Below are 20,495 nucleotides of genomic sequence, written 5' to 3'. Positions count from 1 at the left end.
TCAGTGCGCGGGCGTCATCGATGCCCTGACCGCCTTCACATTGCGCTCGGAAACCGGCGCGGCGCGGTTGTTCCAGCCCTGGCGCAGGAACGTGGCGAGTTCGGCCACTTCGGCGTCGTTCATGCGATGCGCAAAGCCGGGCATCACCAGGATCGACGGCGCCTTGGCCGTGGATGGCGTGCGTGCACCAGCCAATATCACGTTGACCAGCGCGGTCGGGCTGTCGGCATTGACGACCGTTGCCCCATCCACGCGCGGGAACACGCGCTCCGCACCCTTGCCGGTGACAAAGTGGCAGGCCGCGCAGTTATCGAGATACAGCCTTTCGCCGAGCGTCAGGTTCTTGGCGGCCGTCAGCTTGCGGATCGTGGCGTCTGAACCTTGGGGCTTGATCGAAGCCGCTTGCGACGGCACCGGCGACAGGCTCTTCAGATATGCCGCCATCGCAGACAGATCGGTGGTGCGCATATGCGACGTGCTGTGCTCGACCACGGCGGTCATCTCGCCCGCCACGGCAGCGGTGCGGTTACGTCCGGTCTGCAGATAGTCGACGATGTCCTGGTTGGTCCACTGCGGCATGCCGCGCAGCGATGGTACGGGCCAGCCATTCAGATCCCCACCTGCGAGGTACTGCGCATCGGCGCTCGAATCGGCTTTCTCGTTCATCGCGAAACCACGCGGCGTGTGGCAACTGCTGCAATGGCCGAGCCCTTCCACCAGGTACGCGCCGAGCTTGACCTGATCGGTCCATGCCTGGCGCGGCTGGAAAGGCTTGTCCGAGGTGAACACGTAGTTCCAGGCCAGCATGCCCCAGCGCAGGTTGAACGGGAAATCCATGCTGGTCTCGGGCGGCTGCGCGTTGCTCGGTTTCACGCCTTCCATGAAGAACGCGTAGAGCGCATGGATGTCCGCGTCGGTCACCTTGCCGTAGTTCGGATAGGGCATGGCCGGATACAGGTGCTGGCCATCGGCCCGCACACCCTTGCGCACCGCATCGGCGAACTGTTTCTCGGTGTACTTGCCGATACCGTGCTGCTTGTCCGGCGTGATGTTGGTGGAATAGATGATGCCGTGGCCGCTGTCGATGGCCAGGCCGCCGCTGTACTCGGGCTTGCCCGTTGCGCTGTGGCAGGCCATGCAATCGCCCACGCGGGCCAGGTAGGCACCGCGCTGGATGAGCGCGGGGTCCGATGCGGCAAGTGCCGACGGTGCCATCGATGCCGCTGCCGTGCCGAGCGTGGCGGCGATGAGGAAGGAACGGAAGAATGTCATGGTCGTCGTGATCAGGCTTGCACCAGCGGTCCCGGGTTCTTGAGGTACTGCTTCTTGATGGCGTCCGCGGCCATCAGCGTGATGGCGCCGATGGTGGCGGTGGGATTGGCCTGGAAGTTCTGGGGGAACGCGTTGCCGCCCGGCACGAACACGTTGTGCACGTCCCACGATTGCAGGTAGCGGTTCAGCGCGGAGTCACGCGGCGACGTACCCATGATCGCGCCGCCCACGTTGTGGGTGGACACGTACTTGGTGATGTCCCAGTGCGAATCGAGCGCGAGGAAGCTCTCGGACATCGCATCGGGCTTCATCTCCTTCGAGATCTTCAGCACGATCTCGCGCAGGTAGCGTTGCAGCTTCAACTCGTTCTCGCGCCAGTCGAACGTCATGCGCAGCAGCGGCTGGCCCCACGGGTCCTTGTAGCGCGGATCGAGATCGAGGTAGTGGCCGCGATACGACATGCACGTGGTGGTGATGCTGATCTTCATCGAGCGACCGTACCAGTCCACCATGCCTTCCTTCCAGCCCTTGCCCCAGCTTGGCGTGCCGGGCGGCAGCGCGGTGCCGATGGGCGCACCGGTTGCCTGCGAGCTATGGATCTTGGCGCCGCCGATAAAGCCCAGCGACGGACCATCGAAGTTGCCCGGCGAGATGTCGTTGAACATTTCACCCGTGGCGCCAGCCGTGGCAAACGGGTTGAAGTGCTTGTCCTTGAAGAACAGCGTGGCGCCACCATTGCTCAGGAACGCATAGTTGCGGCCCACGGTGCCGGTCTCGGAGATCGGATCGTACGGCTTGCCGATGCCCGACAGCAGCATCAATCGCACGTTGGCGAACTGGAAACTCGACAGCACCACGATCTTCGCGGGCTGGAACACCTCTTTGCCTTGCGCGTCGATATAGGTCACGCCGCGCGCGGTCTTGCGATCCTTGTGCAGATCCACGCGAATCACGTTCGCATTCACGCGATACGAGAAGTTCGGCATGCGCTTGACCACATCGAGAATGGTCGTTTGCGGCGATGCCTTCGAGTAGTTCAGGCACGGGTACTTGCTGCAGTATCCGCAGTAGTTGCACGGTGCCAACTGCGCGCCGTACGGATTCGTCCATGCCTGCGACACATTGGCCGACGGATTCGGGAACGGGTGATAGCCCATCTTCCGCGCAGTGTCGGCGAACATCGAGCAGTTCAGCGTGTCCTGCAACGCAGGCAGCGGATACGGATTCGAGCGCGGACCTTCGAACGGATCGCCACCGGGCTGCACCTGGCCGCGCAGGTTGCCGGTGTTGCCGGAGAGACCGCAGACCTTGTCGAAGAAATCGTAGTACGGCTCGATCTCGTCCCATGTGAACGGGAAGTCCTTGATGCGCATGTCCGCATCGAGCGTGCCGCGCTTGTACGCCTTGTCCGCGTAGGTCTTGAGCTTGATATCGGTGGGCGTGGGACGAATCAGCACGCCGGTCCAGTGCAGGCCGGAGCCGCCGACGCCCGTGCCGGGTGCAAAGGCGCCCCACTTGCGCGTGGGCAGCGCGGTTTCATCCTGCTTGTAGCGTACGGTCAGCGCGGCATCTCGCGGCGTGGCAAAGACCTTGTTGCGCGTGGCATAGCCGTACTGGTCGGCGGGCTTCGGATACGCAAAATCCTCGGGCGGCCGATCCGGGCCGCGTTCGAGCGCGCGCACCTTGAGACCGGCCTGGGCCAGTTCGATGGCCATCAGCGATCCGGCCCATCCAAGGCCGACGATGACGACATCGACGTCGTCGTTGGTGATCTGGGGCATGTGTGTGCTTGTCGTGGGCGTGAAGTGGCCAGCCGCGCGATAGGTCGCACGGCGCGCGTCACGCCTGAAATTCGAAAAAGGAAGAAGCGCCGCTCAGGCGCGCTTGCCGCTCACGCTGACGGGGCCGAGCGGGTAGGGCACGTTGTGCTGGTCCACCCATTCGATGTACTGCGCGCGCGCACCGGGGAAGCCGATGGCGACCCAGGCTTTCATGTCCTTGTTGCCACCGTACATCGGATCGGCCAGATAGCCGTTCTTGGTGTCGCCCAGCAGTTGCGAGAAAAACTGCGAAGCCTTCAACGCGGGCTCGCCGAGCGCGGCAAAGTCCACGGTGTCCTTCTGCAGCGCCGTCAGCAGGGCGTCCTGCTCCTGGGCGGAAAGCTGCTGGAACGGCTTTGCGTGGCGCGCGTTGGCGGCCTGTTGCACCAGCGCGATGCCGCGCCGATACACATCCTGCGGCGCGTACGGCAACTGGAAACCCAGCGTCTTCGGCGCAGTGATGTTGTGCGGGCCCTGCAGATAGATGTCGTTGCCAAGCCCGCCCTTGAGCTGCTGATCGATGAAGACGGGGACGTTGGTCTCCAGCGCGCCAGGACCCTTGCCCTCGGCCGGAATCAGCCGGTCGCACGCGGCCAGGATGAACTGCCACTCGGGCGCGCTGAAGAAGACGGGCTGGTAGTGCTGCAGATGCACGTCCTCCAGGCCCTTGGCGCGAAGTTCGTGAAGCGGAATGGCCGCGACGGGCACGGCAACTGCGGTTGCCTTGAGAAAGTTGCGACGTGAGAACGGGGGCGTAGACATGTGAGGTCCGTTGTTATCAGGCGTCGTCCCCACGCGAATCTCTGATTGGCAGGCGTCGCGCCTACCCCGGATCCGTCTCACGCTGGAAAAGGTCGGTCATCGTACCTCTAAGTTGTTATGGAATGCAATGATTAGATTGCTAATTGATTGTTCGTGTGGGTGGACAGTGGCGGCTGGGGCTTCTTTTCTTTCTTTTCTTCCCCCGCCGCGTCAGCGTGCCGCGCGCACTCGGGTCAAGCAACCCATCCCTCAACCCGCATCCATCTCCGCAAACAGCAGCTTCGCCACGCGCGTGGCTTCGCTCCCTGCGGGGATGCCGCAGTACATCGATGCCTGCAGGAACACCTCGCCGATTTCTGCGCGCGTGACGCCGTTGTTCAGCGCCGCCCGGATATGGGTCTTCAGTTCGCCGGTGCGGCCCTGCGCGGTCAGGATCGACAGCACGCCGATGCTGCGGGCGCGGCGGTCCAGGCCGGGGCGGTTCCAGATGTCGCCCCACAGGTTCTTGATCGCGAATTCGCGCATGGGTTCGCTGAAGGCGTCGGTGCCCTTGGTCGACGCCGCAACGTATTCCTCGCCCAGTACTTCGCGGCGAATCTGCTCACCCTTGTCGAACAGTTCCTGGCTCATGCTTCGCTCCCTTTGCGTTTGAAGGATTCCGGTGGCGGTTGCCAGCCGATGCAGCAAAGTCTGGAGCGGTGCGCAGGAGAAGGAAAGATGCCTGCGTAGTTCTCATGTTCACCAAAAGTGATTGCCGGGTAGGGACAACCCCGGTGAGAACAAGAAGTGAACACGAGAACAGCGTTCGCATCTTTTGCGAGGTCCGGTTCCGCTCATAGACTGGCTTCACATTGGCGGGCCGGACTGACCGGCTGCCTTCCTCGCAAGGTCATGAGCATGCAAAACGCTTCGTCGGAATTCAACGCGCTGGTGCTGTCGCTGATCGGGGCTGATGCGATTGGCTCCTACATTGCCGGAGAGATGGTGTCCGGCGATGGCGCAACACTGTCGTTGACTGACCCGGCCAGCGAGCAGACCCTGCTCGTGTTCGCCGATGCCAACGCAGACGTGGTGAGCGCCGCAGTTCGCAGTTGCCACGCCGGCCAGAAGCAATGGGCCGCATTCTCTGCGCAACGCCGGGGCGAAGTCATGGCGCAACTGGGCAAGCTGATCCAGCGCGATGCCGAGCCGTTGGCCCGCCTCGAAGCGATTACCAGTGGCAAGGCCATCAAGGCAGCACGTGCACAGGTGGCAGCGGTGGCCGAGATCTTCCGCTACTACGCCGGCTGGACCGACAAGTTCCTGGGTAACGTGATTCCCGTACCTGGCGGACAACTGAACTACACGTTACGGGAGCCGCTGGGCGTGGTGCTGACGATCACCCCATGGAATTCGCCGATTTACCTCGCTGCATGGAATGTCGCGCCAGCGCTCGCCATGGGCAACAGCGTACTGCTCAAGCCATCGGAACTCACACCGCTGACCGCACTGGCCATGGCCAGGCTGGCTCGCGAGGCGGGCATGCCTTCGGGCACGCTGAACGTCATCAATGGCCTCGGCAAGACAATCGGCGATGCGGCCATCTCGAATCCGCTGGTGAAGAAGGTCGTCTTTGTCGGCTCGACGCAGACCGGGCGTGCAGTGAACGCAGCTGCCGCACAGCGCCCGATTTCGTGTTTGCTGGAGCTGGGCGGCAAATCGGCCAATATCGTGTTTGACGACGCAGATCTAGCGCAGGCTGCTCGCGCCGCCGTCACGGCAGCATGCGCCAATACCGGTCAGAACTGTGCCGCAGGCTCGCGCCTGCTCGTGCAGCGCGGCATCTACGACGAGTTCGTCGCGGCAGTCGGCAAGGCAATCGCCGACTATCGCATTGGCCATCCGTTGGATGAGTCCGTGGAAGGCGGCCCCATCAACAATCGCGCGCAGTTCGAGCGCATCAATCGCATGGTCCAAATCGGCCTGGACGAAGGGGCAGAACTGGTGACCGGCGGTGTGAGCGAAGCCACGGGCAACGGTTTCTACGTGAAGCCCACGGTGTTCAAGCATGTGAGCAACGACATGCGGATTGCGCGCGAAGAAGTCTTCGGACCCGTGGTGGTGGCGATTCCTTTCGATACGGAAGCGGAAGCGGTGGCCATCGCCAACGACAGCGAGTTCGCGCTGGCCGGCGCCGTCTGGACGCGCGATGTGGCGCGCGCCCATCGCGTGGTCGCCAAAGTGAATGCGGGCCTTCTGTGGATCAACATGTACCGCGACATGCATGTCGCCACGCCATTCGGTGGCAACGACAGCAGCGGTTATGGCCGCTCCAGCGGCGCCGAATGCCTCCATGAATACACCCGGACGAAAAGCGTCTGGGTGCCGATTGCCGAAGGCTGCTGAACGCAGACCCTTCCTTCTTTCATTCTTCCTTCAGGTTTCAACATGGAAAACTTCAAGACTGTTGGCGTGATTGGCCTGGGCAATATGGGCCGTGGCATGGCCCTGACGCTGCAACGTTCGGGCTACGCAGTGCTGGGCCTGGACAAGTCGGAGCAGGTTGCTGCTGTCGCACGCGAGGCTGGCATTCCGCTGGCATCGAGCCTGCCGGAACTGGCGCGCGCTTGCTCGGCCATCGTGCTCTCGCTGCCGACCTCGGCCATCGTTCGCGCGGTGCTGGAAGGCGCAGACGGCCTGCTCGCCAATGCTGCGTCGGGAACGCTGCTGATCGATACGACGACGGCCGATCCGCAAATCACGCGTGAACTGGCTGCTGTGCTGAAAGAGAAGGGCCTGCGCTTTGTCGACGCACCGGTCAGCGGCGGTCCGACGGGCGCAATGAAGGGCGAACTGACCATGTTCATCGGCGGTTCGGAAGAGGACGTGGCCTATGCCAATCCGATCCTGTCGGCGCTGGGCACCAAGCGTTTTCATATCGGCGATGTCAGCGCGGGTCACGTTGCCAAGCTCATCAACAACCTGCTGACAGCCTCGCACCTGGTCACGGCCAGCGAAGCTTTTCGCCTGGCCAACGCGGCGGGGATCTCGACGGAACAATTGATCGAGGCCGTCAATGCGGGATCGGGTCGCAGCGGTGTGACGCTGTTCAACTATCCGACGCGCATCCTGAACAACACATACAGCTCCGGCTTCACGATGCAATTGATGCGCAAGGACGTGAATCTTGCCGTGTCGCTGGGTGATGCCCTGGGCCTGAGCCTGCCGACGGTGTCGGTCATCGGAGACATCTGGAAGTCGAGTGCCTCGGCGCTGGCCGATGGCGAAGACTTCAACCGTATCGTCAACTTTGAACGCGACAAGTCACCTGCCAAGGTCTGACCGCGCCCGAAACTTGCTTTTTTGTTTGAGCGCCGTACCTGTATAGAGGTGGAAACCACCCGGAGGTGCGGCGTCGATTCCCAATCGTCTCTTCCCGCCAACCACCGCCTGGTTCAGCCAGCCGGAGAACCCTGAAGCTCGTATGCAAGCACCATCCCACTGAAATTGGAGTGAAAGATGTCGTTCCCGCGGATTCTCGTTTCCTGTGTTGGCCTTTCCATCGCGATGCTGTCGAGCGGCGCTGCGCTGGCGGAGTTTCCAGATCGCCCCATTCGCCTGGTGGTGCCCTTTCCTCCGGGCGGTAGTGTCGACTCCGTCGCCCGACTGGTTTCGGTGCAACTGAGCGAGCGCCTCAAGCAGCAGGTGGTCATCGACTACAAGCCAGGTGCGGCCACGATTGTTGGCGCAGAGGGCGTGGCGCGCTCGCCTGCAGATGGCTACACGCTGCTGCTGGGAACATCCACCACCTTTGTGGTGAACCCCATCATCTATCGCAAGCTGAACTACAACGCGGACACGAGCTTCGATCCCATCGGCGTGCTGGGAAGCAATTCGCTGGTACTGCTGGCCAACAATGGCGTGGCAGCGCAGACGCTGCCGCAACTGCTGGCCGATATCAAGGCGAAGCCGGGCACCTATTCCTATGGCTCGCACGGTACGGGTACGACGGTGAATTTTGCCGGTGAAATGCTGTGGAATGCGGCGGGTGTGAAGGTACTTCACGTCCCCTACAAGGGCAGTGCGCCGGCGATGACGGACGTCATGGGCGGGCAGATTCCGTTGAGCTTCGACGCGGTGCCAGCCTCGGTTGCCGCCTTGAAGAGCGGAAAGATCCGGGCGCTGGCTGTCACCGGTCCCAAGCGCAATCCGATGCTGCCGAATGTGCCGACCATCGCAGAAAGCGGTTTCCCCGGTTTCCGCATGGACTCGTGGTTCGCCATCGTGGCACCGAAGGGTGTCCCGGCTGCGGTCAAACAAAAGCTGGTGACGGAACTGGCGAAGACCATGGCGGACCCTGGCTTGCAGGAGAAGCTGGTGAACCTGGGCTTCGAGCCGGAGTACGGCACGCCGGCGAAGTACACCGAATCCGTCAAGGCGGATACGGCGACGCTGACCCCCGTGGCGAAAGCCAACAACATGATGCAGGACTGATCCGGAGTTCGATATGTCCCGTTCTGCCGCCCTTGAATTCGCGGTCAACCATCTGGAATCCGGCCAGCTTTTTGCCGACCTCTCGCGGCGCGTCGCCATTCGTTCCGAGAGTGACATGGGCGCCGACCCTGCCACGCTGGGACACTACTTCGACTCCGAGATCGTGCCGTGGCTCCAGCGGCTGGGTTTCGAGGTGGAAGTCTCGCCGAACCCCGATCCCAAAGGTGGCCCCTTGCTGGTGGGGCGACGTATCGAAGATCCTGCGCAACTCACGGTGCTGACCTATGGCCATGGCGATGTGGTCAACGGTCAGGAACCAGGTTGGCGGAAGGGCGCTGGTCCGTGGACGCTCGCGGTCGATGGCGATCGATGGTACGGACGCGGAACCGCAGACAACAAGGGCCAGCACAGCATCAACCTTGCGGGGCTGGAATACGCGCTGGCGGCGCGCGATGGCAAGCTTGGCTACAACGTCATCGTGCTGATGGAGATGGGTGAGGAGGCCGGCTCGCCGGGACTGCGCGAGTTCTGCGAAGCCAATGCGGAGCAGTTGCGTGCGGATCTGTTCATCGGTTGCGATGGTCCGCGTGTCAGGGCAGATCGACCGACGCTGTTCCTCGGTTCGCGTGGCATGGTGAATTTCAGTCTCACCGTTCAGGCGCGGGAGCGCGCGTATCACTCGGGCAACTGGGGTGGTGTGATTTCGAACCCGGCGACCATTCTCGCCAACGCGCTGTCGACTATCGTCGATGCACGCGGGCAGATGCTGGTCCCCGAACTGTTTCCGCCCGCTATTTCCTCCGTCGTCAAAGCGGCACTGGCCGACATCGAATTGGGTGGTGGCAAGGATGACCCCGAATTCACGCCTGGGTGGGGCGAGCCCGATCTGTCCCCTGCGGAGCGGCTGGTGGCGTGGAACACCATCGAAGTGCTTGCATTGGGTGCCGGTTCCGCGCAACGCCCCGTCAATGCGATTCCCTCCGCAGCGGTAGCGCATTGCCAGTTGCGCTTCGTGGTGGGCACCCCGTGGCAGGATCTCGAAGCGATTCTCCGCAGCCATCTCGATGCGAACGGCTTCCCGGAGGTTGCCATCAAGGTGACCATGAGCGGTGCGGCTACGCGGCTGGATGTGGAACACCCGTGGGTGAAGTGGGTGGCTGGCTCGATTGAGTCCAGCACGGGTACGTTGCCCGCGATTCTTCCGAACCTGGCCGGCACGTTGCCGAATGACGTCTTTGCGGATGTGCTCGGCCTTCCCACTATCTGGGTACCTCACTCTTACCCGGCTTGCGCGCAGCACGGGCCGGACGAGCATATGCTGACGAGTGTGACCCGCGAGGGCCTGCAGATGATGGCGGGACTCTACTGGGACCTTGGCGAGCACGCTGGCCTCCCGGTGTCCAACGCGGCCTGACCGGATTGAAGGATTGACAGGGGGATAGCGAAAGGTGTTCACTGGCTCGCATTGAACACTCAGAGGTATCTCCCGTCATGACGTTGGACCAGCTTCGCGCTTTCGTTGCAGTCGTCGAACATGGCAGTATCCGCGCGGCAGCCAGGTCCCTGGACCTTGCGCAAAGCGGGCTGACGCAGCAGATCAAGCGACTGGAATCGTCGCTGGGCGCCAGCCTCTTTGCACGGGGGAACCGGGGCATTGTGCTGACCGGCCCGGGAGAAACCTTGCTGGCGCGCTCACGCATCATCCTTGGCGAGTGCGAGCGGACGGAGCAGGAGTTCCAGAGCTTCCAGGGAAATCCGGTTGGCGCGATGAACGTCGGCGTTTCTTCCGAGGCGTTTGCTCGCGTCGTGCCGCCGGTGCTGCGCGCATTCCGACAACGATTCCCAAGTTTCTCCGTCCATCTGGCGAGTGGCCCATCAAGTTCGCTGCTGTCCGGCATCCGTGAAGGAAGGCTCGACTTCGCGTTGACACTGGTGTCGCGCAAGACGGACATGACAGACCTCACCAGCACGCGGCTGACCAAGTCGGACCCTGTCATCGTATGCAGGGTCGGCCATCCCAACGAGAAAGCGCGAAGCATCAAGGCGCTGGCCGACTGCGAGTGGGTGAATACGAGGCCGCCAGGCCAGGCGGGGTTGCCTTCCAATCGGATTGTGGACCTGTTTCACAACGCTGGATTGGAGACACCGAATATCGCGGTGACAGTGGAATCCCTCTATGACACGCTCAATCTGGTGTCGAGGACCGACCTGCTGTTTCTCTCCCCGAGAATCGCCCTCGAACAGGAGGGGTTCATGGGAGCGCTCAGGGAAATCCGCATCGGCGAAGCGATACCGCCGGCTGACCTTTGTCTGGTGCAGCGTACGGCGGTACCGCTTCCTCCTATCACCGGAGAGTTTGCGAAGATGCTGATCTCCTACAGCAGGATGCTTCGCAAGGGTGGTACTGCGTGAGCGTGAGCGTATAGCTATTGCCCAGCCACCGCCTTCGGCCTCACCGAATCCACCGTCCCCTGAATGAACGCCTTGATCTTCTCCACATCCTCGGCGTTCAGCTTGCCTGTGAAATCAGGCATGCCGCGTGCCATGAACGGACCCTTGAAGACGATACGATCGAGGTGCGAGATCGACTCGGCGCTGACAAAGCCGAGGTTGGGGATGTTGCCGCCACGATCCACGCCCGGTACGCCGTGGCACATCACGCAACTGCTGACGTAGAGTCCGGCGCCGTCGTTGACCTTGGCCGCGTCATACTTCACGCCGGTGAGCAGACCATCGGTGCGGTAGCTGGCAAAGGCCGGTGGCTTGGCCTGTCCGCCGAGCGCGAATGTGTAGACGGTGCCGGGGCCCTGGCGGTCGGTGGCGCGTTGGGCCTGGCCGTACACGCCGCCCCATCCCACGGCGATGGAGATGAACTGCCGGCCATCGACTTCATAGCTGACCGGCGCGGCGATGACACCTGTACCCGTTGGCGTTTCCCAGAGCTTGCTGCCGGTCTTCGCGTCGTAGGCCACAAATCGGCCATCTGCCGTGCCCTGGAAAACGAGGTTGCCAGCGGTGGTCAGCGTGCCGCCGTTCCACGGTGAAACGTGTTCCTGCGACCAGACCGTCTTCTGCTGAACGGGGTCCCACGCGAGCAATCGGCCGAACGGCTTGCTCTTCGGTGGTTCCGCATTGAGGAACTTGGCGGTGTTCCATCCGGTATTGCCGCCGGGCTGCATCGGTTGCGCGCCGTTGAAGGTCCAGTTCTTGTCGTCGAGCAGGTTGACCGGCACGTTCTGCGCGGGCAGGTAGACGAGTCCGGTCTGCGGATTGAACGACATCGGGTGCCAGTTGTGCGCACCGTAGGGACCGGGGACGGAATCGAACGGTTTGTCCGTGGCGCGGGCTTCGGCCACATCGACAGGCCGTCCCTTGGCGTCATAGCCCGTGGTCCAGTTCACATCGACAAAATTCTTGGCCGAGATGAACTGGCCGTTGGTGCGGTCGATGACGAAGAAGAAGCCGTTCTTGGGCGCGTGCAGGATGACCTTGCGCGGCTGGCCGTTGATGGTGAGATCGGCCAGGATCATCGGCTGCGTGGACGTGTAGTCCCAGTTGTCGCCCGGCGTTTCCTGGTAGTGCCATTTGTACTGGCCCGTGTCAGGGTCGAGCGCGACGATCGATGCCAGATAGAGGTTGTCGCCACCAGCGGGGCTGCGCTTGCGATGCGACCATGGCGAGCCGTTGCCCGTGCCCACATACATCAGGTTCAGGTCGGGATCGAAGGTCATCGAATCCCATGCCGTGCCGCCGCCGCCCGCTTCCCACCACTTGCCGGCCGGGTCCCAGGTCTTGGCGGCTGTCTCCATCGATGCATCCTCGAATGGTTTCGAGGGATCGCCGGGCACCGTGAACCAGCGCCATTTCTGCGCGCCGGTGTTGGCGTCGTAGGCGGTGATGTAGCCGCGCACGCCAAACTCCGCGCCGCCGTTGCCGATGATGACCTTGCCGTTGAACACACGCGGCGCGCCCGTGATGGTGTACGAGAACTTGCGGTCGATGATCGTGTCCTTGTCCCACAGCTTGCGTCCCGTGGCGGCGTCGAGCGCAATGAGTCGCCCGTCATAGGACGCCACGAACACCTTGCCTTGATACAACGCGACGCCCCGGTTCACCACATCGCAGCAGCCACGGTAGCCGAGCGCGCGGTTCACCTTGGGATCGAAGGTCCAGATCCGGCGGCCCGTGCGCACATCCACGGCGTGGACCACGCTCCATGACGCGGTCACGTACATCACGCCATCGACAACCAGCGGGGTCGATTCCACGCCGCGCGTCGATTCGAGTCCGTACGACCAGACGAGGCCCAGGTCTTTCACATTGTTGGCGTCGATCTGGGTCAGGCGGCTGAAACGGGTTTCTGCGTAGTCGAGTCCGTAGCTGGGCCAGTTCTGTGTGGTCTTGGCATTGGCGCGGATGTAGTTGCCATCCACCTTGGCCGTGGCCGCGCGTATCTTGGTCGCGGACATTGGGGATGAATCGGGTGCGGCGTGAATGGCCAGGGGCAGGGCCAGCAGGCAGGCCGCGGCAAGCCGGGGCCAATGCGGGCGCCGGAAGCGCCACGTCTCGTGCGTCATGTTGTCTCCTCTGCGGGTTTTTTGTTGTGCGCTACGGTACTGCCGGGACGCTTACCGTGCGGTAAGCAGATACAAGCCTAGTCGATCAGAATCGTCGCTGCCAAAGGAAGTGGTAAATTCGGCGAGCTTTCCCTGACATGCGCTCCCTCTCCTCATGACTGTGCGCGATCTTTACGCGCTGTGCCGGGCCATCGATCCGGCCTGCCCGGTGGCAAAGCAGATGCCGGCCGCCGTGTTCGCGTAAGCGCGGGCGGCCGATTCCGGCGTTATTCGCCAGTCTTCTCGGGCGGCACAGCCTTGCCGAGCAGCTTGCCAAGCAGCCCGTTCTTGCTGGCCGCTTGCTGGCGCTGGTTTTTCGGTGCCGATCCGGCCCGGTTGGCCCCGGCCTGCTTGAGGCTGTTGTTGATCTTGAGGCCCTTGTTCTTCTCGAGGTCGGTTTTCTTCACGGACGTCGTTCCATTGAGTTAAGGGCGGGATTGTACGCGGATCGGTCGGGCAATCAGTTGCCTTCCCGTGAGTCGCCCTTGATTGCCTGCTTTGTGGCGTAATAGCCGCGCTTGGTGGTGTCCTTCACGGCATGGCCGGCAGCCTTTGCGCCATGCCCCACCGCCCGCGCCGCCTCGGCAAACGCGTGCCCGGTCTTGCGGCCCGCTTCCTTCACGTCTGCCTTGAAGTTGTTCTTGAATTCGCGGGCATCCTCGCCCACGGTGGCGTGCGCCAGCGGCGTCGCCAGCGCTATCGACATGACGACGATGGCCGTGCGGAAAGTGATGCGGAAGGTCATGACAAGGGATCGATGTGGTGGGGCCGGCGACCATTCTACTGCGCCTGCGCGCCGGCCTCTTTCCACGATTCGCGCGATCAGCGCGATAACGCACCGCTTTCCGTGATCGCACTGTAGACCAGCGTTCGCAACTGCCGCCGCACCGGATAGGCCGATGAGGGCAGCAACTGTGTCAGGAACAATCCGATCAGGTCTTCTTTCGGATCGACCCAGAAGAACGTGCTGGCCGCACCGCCCCAGAAGAAATCGCCAGCGCTGCCAGGAATCATCGTGCTGACCGGGTTGATCGTTGTCGCGAACCCGAGGCCGAAGCCCACGCCTTCATAAGTGGCCTCGCTGAACATCGAGCGCGACAGGCGCGGCAGGTCCACGCCGCCGGGCAGATGGTTCGATGTCATCAACGCAAGCGTCTTCGGTCCCAGCAACCGCACGCCATCGAGTTCGCCGCCGTTCAGCAGCATCCGTGCAAAACGCATGTAGTCTGCAGCGGTGGATACCAGTCCGCCGCCACCGGACAGGAAGCCGGGCGGTTGCAGATAGGGGCTGGCCTGCGGATCGTCCTGCAACATCGGGCCGCGCGGCGAGATCACCTTCGACCCCAGCGCGCCGATCGCATAGCACGCGCAGAAACGGTCGGCCTTGTGTTCGGGCACATGAAAGCCCGTATCGACCATGCCGAGCGGATCGAAGATGCGCTGCTTCAGGAAGACATCGAAGGGCATGCCGCTGATCTTGCCCACGAGATAGCCGAGCACATCGGTGGCCACCGAGTAGTTCCACGCTTCGCCGGGCGAGAACTCCAGCGGCACGGTGGCCAGCTTCTCGATCATGTCGTCGAGCGTGCCGGCCGTGGCCAGTTCGCCCAGCTTGAGCTTGCGATACGCGGCATCGACATTGCTGTTCTGCTGGAATCCGTAGGTCAGGCCCGAGGTGTGGCGCAGCAGATCGATGACCAGCATCGGTCGAGCAGGCGGACGCGTCTGGAAACTCTCCATGAAGCCGCCCGCGAACACGCCGAGGTTGGCCCATTCAGGGATGTACTTGCTGACGGGGTCATCGAGTGCGATCCGGCATTCCTCCACCAGCATCATGATGGCCACCGACGTAATCGGCTTGGTCATCGAGTAGATGCGGAAGATGGAGTCCTCGGCCAGTGGCACTTGCCGCTCGCGGTCGGCCATGCCGAGCACGGTGTTCAGTGCGAGTTCTCCGCGCCGCCAGACCTGCACCAGTGCGCCGGGCAGCTTGCCGGGCGCAACATACTGCTCGTCGAGAAACTTTTCGATCCGGCCTAGCCGTTCCCGGGACATTCCCTGCGTGTCATGCATCGTCGTGCGTCTCCGCGTTGCCTGCTTTTGCCTGCGCGGCCGGAGCAGCATTCATGAGGAGGGTTTGCGTTCCCGCCATGCCAGCAGCCCTGACCATCCGAGTGTCATGCCGGCGGCGGCCAGCAGGATCAGCACCGCGCCGCCAATCTGCGACGCCAGCAACTGATGTCCGAATGCAAGCCGATCCACCAGAATAGCCACGACAGGATAAATGAAGGACAGGGCGCCTGTCAGGTGGGTCGGAAGTTTCTGAATCGCGCCATAGAGCAGGATGTACATCAGGCCCGTATGGATGAACCCCATCGTCGCCAGCGTGGCCCACGGCAACGTTCCGACAGGCAGTTCGGCCTGCAGTGCCATCGGCAGCAGCATCACGGTGCCCACCAGCACATGGATCATGGCGATCAGGTGCGGCGCCACGCCCTTCAACTGCTTGGCGATCAGCGCGGCCAGCGCGTAGCAGAATGCCGCGCCAAGCGCCAAGGCAATGCCCGTCAGGTAGTTGCCGTGCGAAGGTCCACTGTGCGGCTTGCCTTGCACGATCAGCAGCATGCCAGCGAATGCCAGCAGCAGCCACACCACCTTGGTCACGGTGATGCGCTCTCCCAGGAACAGCGCGCCGAGCGCCACCAGCATGAACGGTTGCGTGTTATAGACCGCGGTGGCAATCGAAATCGATGCGCCTTCATAGGCCGAGAACAGCAGCAGCCAGTTGGCGACAATCGCCACGCCGCCCGCAACGGCCAGCAGCACCTGACGCAGGGAGATGCTGCCGGGCTTTAGATATCCACGCGCGAAGCAGACCGGCACCAGCACCAGCGCGCCAAACGCGCAGCGCCAGAACACCACCTGCGTGACCGGGCGACCAGAGATCACCACGAGCCAGCCGATGGTGCCCGATATCACCATGGCCGCCGCCATTTCCAGCATGCCCCGCGTGCGGTCTTCCATGACCTGTCTCCAGCAATGTTCCTGAAACGAGGGTTGCAGTTTAAGACTGGCCGCCTACAATGCACAGGCGAAAAAGCAGGTGAATGGCGGTTTCCGCCGTTCTTTAACAGGCAAAACCGGAAAAATACCGATGTCACTCGACGATCTCGACCGTCGCATCCTGGCGCTGCTGCAGCATGACGGCCGCATGCCGATCAAGGCACTGGCCGAACAGATCGGACTGTCGGCGCCCGGCACCTCGGAACGGTTGAAACGGCTGGAGGATCGCGGCGTGATCCGTGGCTTCACCGTGGACGTGGAGCCGCGCACGCTCGGTTTCTCGATGCAGGCCATTGTCCGCATCCGCCCATTGCCAGGCAAGTTGCAGGCTGTGCAGAAGTTGATCGAAGGTATTCCCGAGTTTGCGGAGTGCGACAAGGTGACCGGCGACGACTGCTTTTTCGGCAGACTCTACCTGCGATCCATCGAACACCTGGACCACATCCTCGATCAGGTCACGGAGCTGGCCGAAACCAGCTCGTCCATCGTCAAGTCGCAGCCAGTGAAGCGGCGATTGCCGCCGCTGTAGGGGCGTCGTTAAGCCGCAGAAAATTTGAATCCATGGATCGATTCACCAAGGCTTGATCCTCCTTAAGATCTGAAGGTGAACCCCACGGTTACAGTCCGCGCCATCCCGCACTACGCGCATGGCCGAACTGATGAACCGCAGTTGTTACCGTCTCGTCTTCAACCCGCATCGCGGCATGCTCATGGCCGTCGAGGAGTCTGCTGCGAGCCGGGGGAAAGGTCCGAATGGAGGTCGGAAGGCGACAACCGGAAATGCCAGGACAGACACCGTGCGCTTCGCCCTGCCGACGCTGGTGCTTGCGGCGTGGATAGCGGTGGGTTTGCCGGTCAACGGCTGGGCCCAGGTGGTGGCGGACCCGAACGCGGGCGCGCATCGTCCCACCATCGGCCAGACCGCGAATAGGCTGTCGCAGGTGGATATCACGCGGCCTTCGCGTGCGGGAGTTTCGACGAATGCCTACACGCGCTTCGACGTGCCCCACGCGGGTGTCATCCTCAATAACTCGCCGACAGCGATCGCAACGCAGCAAGCCGGGTACATCAACGGCAACCCCAATCTGCTGCCTGGCGGCTCTGCGCGGATCATCGTCAATCAGGTCACCAGCGCCCAGCCGAGCCAGTTGAAGGGCTATCTCGAAGTGGCCGGGCCGCGTGCCGAAGTGATTGTGGCCAATCCGAACGGCATCTTCGTCGATGGCGCCGGCTTCATCAACACCAGCCGCGCCACGCTCACCACGGGCACACCGATGTACGGCGGTAGTGGCAGCCTGGATGCCTTCCGGGTGAACGGTGGTCAGATCACGATTCAAGGTAAGGGACTGAATGCCGCAAACGTCGATCAGATCGATCTGATTGCGCGTGCGGTGAAAGCCAATGCCACGCTGTATGCCAATCGACTCAATGTGATCGCCGGGGCCAACGAGGTCAACCATGACACGCTGGCCGCTACGCCAATCGCCAGCGCCAGCCCGGCCCCGGCTTTCGGCATCGACGTGGCACAGCTTGGCGGCATGTACGCCAACAAGATCATGCTGGCCTCCACCGAACGCGGTGTGGGGGTGTCGCTGGCGGGTGTGATGGCCGCGCAGATGGGCAATATGACGCTGAGGTCGGACGGCAAGCTCGTCATGTCCGGGCAGAGCAGTGCGAGCGGTAACCTTGGCATCTCTGCCCGGGGCGGCATCTCTCATCGGGGCACGACCTATGCGCGGGGCGCCGTCGACCTACGCACCGATGACACGCTCAAGCACAGCGGGATGCTGGCGGCGCAGCAATCGCTGGGCATCAAAGCCGGCGATATCGCGTCGACCGGTACGCTCGCGGCCGGCATCGACGCAGACGGTGCGACGGGCAAGGCAGCAGACCTGACGATCAAGGCAAGCGGTGCCCTCGCCGCGACAGGCCGGAACATTGCGAGCGGCAATGCCACGCTCCACGGCGCCAGCGTGAACCTGGCGGGGAGCCAGACCACCGCACGCGGCAATCTGGATATTTCCGCCAAGACTGGAGATATGGACCTGCGGGGCGCGTCGACCACCGCAGGCGCTGCGCTGACGGTTTCGGCAGCCGGCGCGCTCGACAATCGCGGCGGAACGCTTTACGGCCAGCGCGTCACCATCGATCAGGTAGGGGCAACGCTCGACAACTCGGGCGGCCGGATACTGGGTGGCCAGGACATCGACATCAAGGTGGCGTCGATGTGGAACCTGGGCGGTGACGTCGAGGCGAATCGGGACGTTACGGTATCGGGTGCCGTATCGGGCAGCGGATCGATGATCGCGGGCCGCAACCTGAGACTGACGGTCGACGGCGACTACACCAACGACGCGAAGAACCGGCTCGGTGCCAACGGCGACATGCGAATATCGGCCAGCGGCACACTAAGCAACACCGGCGCCCTGGCCGCCAAGGGTGCGCTGACGGTCGCCGGCAAGCACGTGGTCAATGCAGCGGTGGGAAAGATCAATGCATCGAGCACCTCGGTCACTGCCGACACCAGTGTTTCGAACGCGGGGCGCATCGAAGGCACCACAGTCAAGGTCAACGCCCCGACCATCGACAACACAGGCACCGTGATTGGCGAGGACGTCACGGTGCAAGGCACTGACATCACCAACGATGGCACATCGGCATTGATGGCAGCAGTTCGGGACTTGAAGCTGTACGCCACCAGCTCTGTGCGCAATCTCGATGGCGCCACGCTCTACAGCGCAGGAAACCTGCAGATCGCCCGCGATGGCACGCGCGACGCCACCACGGGATTGCTCACCGAGCAGACGAATGTGCTCATCAACCGCTCCGCGGCAATCGAGGCCGAGGGTGACATCGACATCGCAGCGAAGGACGTCCGCAATACACGCACGCGCATCGTGACCGAAGCGGGTACGCCAGTGCAGACAGCCGTGCAGACGCTCAAGCTCTGGCAGGCGGGTCTGTCAGGCAGGGCGTTGAACTATCACGCCAGCATCACGTTTCCTGGCTGGAAATGGGGCACGGAGAATGCGTCAATCAGCACGGACCAGGCCAATGCGTTGCGTGCGCCGATCACGGTGACGGTGAACAAGTCCACGGTCACCAAACTCGACACGGACAAGAAGACGCTGTCCTTCACGGATTCGCCAATCGAGGAATTTTTCTCCGTAGGCTTCGGGACCAACTGCGATGCCGAAACCGGCATCTGTTCGCGCCCGATCGCCACGCGTGCCACCCAATACTACGAAGCCATCCAGGACAATGGCGACACCTACCGCATCACTTTCTGGCCCGACTGGGACCCGAACATCCATATTCGACCGGACGATGTCCGCCTCGCCAACTTCGGCACCGACCACACCGAGACCTCACGCGCCACCGTCACGACGACTGCGACAGATCGGCTCATCAGCGCCACCGAAGCCGCGAAGATCCAGGCTGGCGGCAACATCCGCATCAACAGCGAGGGCGGCAGCATCTTCAACCAGTCATCGACCATGGCAGGGGGCGCGAACCTCGTGCGTGTTGCCGGGAAGGTCGAGGATGTCGGCACGGTGTTGCAGCAGAGAGTGACCACGCAGGACACCTCGACGTTTGTCTGGCACCGACGTACCGGGCCTGGCACGAAGCAACAGGTCGTTGCCTACCCCAGCGCACCGCAAGCCCCGACTACCGTCGCCGCGCTGGCCGCCATCGCCACGGCGAATCAGGCAGTCAAGACCAACGCGCGGAAGGTCTCCGTAAAGTCGGTGGATACCGTGGGGGCAACGCTGACAGGAAGCGGGATGTCGCGCGGCGGCAAAGGCGGCACGGGATTGGCCGCCGATACCTTGCCCGGACAGCCCCTCGCCGGTGGCATTCCAAACCTGACCCTCCCGACCAACGGGCTGTACACGATTCGTTCGGCGCCGGGCGACACCTACCTCGTCGCCACGGACCCGCGCTTCACGCAATACTCGCGATTTATCTCCAGCGACTACATGCTTGGAGCCTTGGGCATCGATCCGCAGATGACGCAGAAGCGTCTCGGTGACGGCTTCTACGAGCAGAAGCTGGTCCGCGACCAGATCACCCAACTGACGGGCAGGACGTTCCTCGCTGGCCACACCAGTCAGATGGAGGAATACCAGACGCTGATGAGCCAGGGCGTAGCCGTCGCCAGCGCCTTCGGCCTGATGCCCGGTATCGGACTGACCGCCGAGCAGATGCGCCAACTCACGACAGATATCGTGTGGATGGTGTCGCAGGACGTCACCCTGCCCGATGGGTCCACGCAATCGGTGCTGGTGCCAAAGGTCTATCTCGCGCACGGCAATGGCGTGAACCTGAACGCCACGGGCGCACTGGTCGCCGGCAACAGCGTGGAGATTCAGGCAACGGACAATGTCGCGAACAGCGGCGCCATCGTTGGCGATAAGTCCACGAAGGTGATCGGCAACAACGTCGTCAATCGTGGCCGGATCGGTGGCACGGGTACGACGGTGGTGGC

The 20,495-nt window shown here is 62.9% G+C and carries 16 protein-coding genes; 7 read left to right on the top strand and 9 right to left on the bottom strand.

The genetic code is table 11. The features are described from left to right. The 4 genes from FFS21_RS15130 to FFS21_RS15115 all read right to left on the bottom strand — a co-directional run bounded on the left by FFS21_RS15130 (window position 1) and on the right by FFS21_RS15115 (window position 4,484). Window positions 1-1,272 carry a c-type cytochrome gene (locus FFS21_RS15130; protein ID WP_137925611.1) on the bottom strand — a complete coding sequence of 424 codons (1,272 nt, stop codon included), beginning with the start codon at window positions 1,270-1,272 and terminating at the stop codon, window positions 1-3. Window positions 1,273-1,283: 11 nt separating this feature from the next. Next, the gene (locus tag FFS21_RS15125; RefSeq protein ID WP_137925610.1) at window positions 1,284-3,053 is read right to left on the bottom strand and encodes a GMC family oxidoreductase; all 1,770 of its coding nucleotides are present in this window, start codon (window positions 3,051-3,053) and stop codon (window positions 1,284-1,286) included. Between the two features lie 93 nt (window positions 3,054-3,146). Continuing rightward, the gene (locus FFS21_RS15120) at window positions 3,147-3,854 is read right to left on the bottom strand and encodes a gluconate 2-dehydrogenase subunit 3 family protein (protein ID WP_137925609.1); all 708 of its coding nucleotides are present in this window, start codon (window positions 3,852-3,854) and stop codon (window positions 3,147-3,149) included. A 249-nt stretch (window positions 3,855-4,103) separates the two neighbouring features. After that, window positions 4,104-4,484 (bottom strand): carboxymuconolactone decarboxylase family protein, encoded by a 381-nt coding sequence (locus tag FFS21_RS15115; protein WP_137925608.1) that lies wholly within the window; start codon window positions 4,482-4,484, stop codon window positions 4,104-4,106. Between the two features lie 261 nt (window positions 4,485-4,745). On the opposite strand from FFS21_RS15115, the gene FFS21_RS15110 reads away from it, so the two are divergent. From FFS21_RS15110 to FFS21_RS15090, 5 genes are all read left to right on the top strand, one after another. Continuing rightward, window positions 4,746-6,239 carry an aldehyde dehydrogenase family protein gene (locus tag FFS21_RS15110; RefSeq protein ID WP_502705179.1) on the top strand — a complete coding sequence of 498 codons (1,494 nt, stop codon included), beginning with the start codon at window positions 4,746-4,748 and terminating at the stop codon, window positions 6,237-6,239. 42 nt (window positions 6,240-6,281) lie between these two features. After that, window positions 6,282-7,175 carry an NAD(P)-dependent oxidoreductase gene (locus FFS21_RS15105; RefSeq protein ID WP_137925606.1) on the top strand — a complete coding sequence of 298 codons (894 nt, stop codon included), beginning with the start codon at window positions 6,282-6,284 and terminating at the stop codon, window positions 7,173-7,175. A 177-nt stretch (window positions 7,176-7,352) separates the two neighbouring features. Beyond that, a complete protein-coding gene (locus FFS21_RS15100) occupies window positions 7,353-8,327 on the top strand; it encodes a Bug family tripartite tricarboxylate transporter substrate binding protein (protein WP_137925605.1) in 975 nt (324 codons plus the stop codon). Window positions 8,328-8,340: 13 nt separating this feature from the next. Then, a complete protein-coding gene (locus FFS21_RS15095; protein ID WP_137925604.1) occupies window positions 8,341-9,741 on the top strand; it encodes a M20 family metallopeptidase in 1,401 nt (466 codons plus the stop codon). Between the two features lie 77 nt (window positions 9,742-9,818). Beyond that, complete coding sequence (locus FFS21_RS15090; RefSeq protein WP_137925603.1) at window positions 9,819-10,739, top strand: LysR substrate-binding domain-containing protein; 921 nt, start codon at window positions 9,819-9,821, stop codon at window positions 10,737-10,739. Between the two features lie 14 nt (window positions 10,740-10,753). Here the strand turns inward: FFS21_RS15090 and FFS21_RS15085 are convergent, their stop codons facing one another. The 5 genes from FFS21_RS15085 to FFS21_RS15065 all read right to left on the bottom strand — a co-directional run bounded on the left by FFS21_RS15085 (window position 10,754) and on the right by FFS21_RS15065 (window position 15,967). Then, window positions 10,754-12,904: a PQQ-dependent dehydrogenase, methanol/ethanol family gene (locus tag FFS21_RS15085; protein WP_137925602.1), complete on the bottom strand. Its 2,151-nt coding sequence runs from the start codon at window positions 12,902-12,904 to the stop codon at window positions 10,754-10,756. A 266-nt stretch (window positions 12,905-13,170) separates the two neighbouring features. After that, window positions 13,171-13,350, bottom strand: coding sequence for a hypothetical protein (locus FFS21_RS15080; protein WP_137925601.1), 180 nt, complete (start codon window positions 13,348-13,350; stop codon window positions 13,171-13,173). Window positions 13,351-13,403: 53 nt separating this feature from the next. Next, window positions 13,404-13,688, bottom strand: a complete 285-nt coding sequence (locus FFS21_RS15075; RefSeq protein ID WP_137925600.1) for a hypothetical protein — start codon at window positions 13,686-13,688, stop codon at window positions 13,404-13,406. 77 nt (window positions 13,689-13,765) lie between these two features. Next, complete coding sequence (locus FFS21_RS15070) at window positions 13,766-15,016, bottom strand: serine hydrolase domain-containing protein (RefSeq protein ID WP_137925599.1); 1,251 nt, start codon at window positions 15,014-15,016, stop codon at window positions 13,766-13,768. A 51-nt stretch (window positions 15,017-15,067) separates the two neighbouring features. Beyond that, window positions 15,068-15,967 carry a DMT family transporter gene (locus FFS21_RS15065; RefSeq protein WP_137925598.1) on the bottom strand — a complete coding sequence of 300 codons (900 nt, stop codon included), beginning with the start codon at window positions 15,965-15,967 and terminating at the stop codon, window positions 15,068-15,070. A 130-nt stretch (window positions 15,968-16,097) separates the two neighbouring features. Between FFS21_RS15065 and FFS21_RS15060 the strand changes: the two genes are divergently transcribed. Then, complete coding sequence (locus FFS21_RS15060) at window positions 16,098-16,535, top strand: Lrp/AsnC family transcriptional regulator (RefSeq protein WP_137925597.1); 438 nt, start codon at window positions 16,098-16,100, stop codon at window positions 16,533-16,535. Window positions 16,536-16,665: 130 nt separating this feature from the next. After that, the coding region (locus FFS21_RS15055; protein ID WP_137925653.1) for a two-partner secretion domain-containing protein at window positions 16,666-20,495 on the top strand (3,830 nt) is incomplete at its 3' end.

Origin of the sequence: Cupriavidus sp. 2SB (assembly GCF_005503625.1) — a bacterium.
Classification (GTDB): Bacteria; Pseudomonadota; Gammaproteobacteria; order Burkholderiales; family Burkholderiaceae; genus Cupriavidus.
This window is presented reverse-complemented; position numbering and strand designations above follow the sequence as displayed.

Excerpts from the sequence above, each read along its gene's own strand:
- FFS21_RS15120 (WP_137925609.1), bottom strand. The coding sequence starts at position 3,854 with ATGTCTACGCCCCCGTTCTCACGTCGCAACTTTCTCAAGGCAACCGCA.
- FFS21_RS15070 (WP_137925599.1), bottom strand. The coding sequence starts at position 15,016 with ATGCATGACACGCAGGGAATGTCCCGGGAACGGCTAGGCCGGATCGAA.
- FFS21_RS15095 (WP_137925604.1), top strand. The coding sequence starts at position 8,341 with ATGTCCCGTTCTGCCGCCCTTGAATTCGCGGTCAACCATCTGGAATCC.
- FFS21_RS15060 (WP_137925597.1), top strand. The coding sequence starts at position 16,098 with ATGTCACTCGACGATCTCGACCGTCGCATCCTGGCGCTGCTGCAGCAT.
- FFS21_RS15110 (WP_502705179.1), top strand. The coding sequence starts at position 4,746 with ATGAGCATGCAAAACGCTTCGTCGGAATTCAACGCGCTGGTGCTGTCG.
- FFS21_RS15065 (WP_137925598.1), bottom strand. The coding sequence starts at position 15,967 with ATGGAAGACCGCACGCGGGGCATGCTGGAAATGGCGGCGGCCATGGTG.
- FFS21_RS15130 (WP_137925611.1), bottom strand. The coding sequence starts at position 1,272 with ATGACATTCTTCCGTTCCTTCCTCATCGCCGCCACGCTCGGCACGGCA.
- FFS21_RS15090 (WP_137925603.1), top strand. The coding sequence starts at position 9,819 with ATGACGTTGGACCAGCTTCGCGCTTTCGTTGCAGTCGTCGAACATGGC.
- FFS21_RS15075 (WP_137925600.1), bottom strand. The coding sequence starts at position 13,688 with ATGACCTTCCGCATCACTTTCCGCACGGCCATCGTCGTCATGTCGATA.
- FFS21_RS15100 (WP_137925605.1), top strand. The coding sequence starts at position 7,353 with ATGTCGTTCCCGCGGATTCTCGTTTCCTGTGTTGGCCTTTCCATCGCG.
- FFS21_RS15105 (WP_137925606.1), top strand. The coding sequence starts at position 6,282 with ATGGAAAACTTCAAGACTGTTGGCGTGATTGGCCTGGGCAATATGGGC.
- FFS21_RS15115 (WP_137925608.1), bottom strand. The coding sequence starts at position 4,484 with ATGAGCCAGGAACTGTTCGACAAGGGTGAGCAGATTCGCCGCGAAGTA.
- FFS21_RS15125 (WP_137925610.1), bottom strand. The coding sequence starts at position 3,053 with ATGCCCCAGATCACCAACGACGACGTCGATGTCGTCATCGTCGGCCTT.
- FFS21_RS15085 (WP_137925602.1), bottom strand. The coding sequence starts at position 12,904 with ATGACGCACGAGACGTGGCGCTTCCGGCGCCCGCATTGGCCCCGGCTT.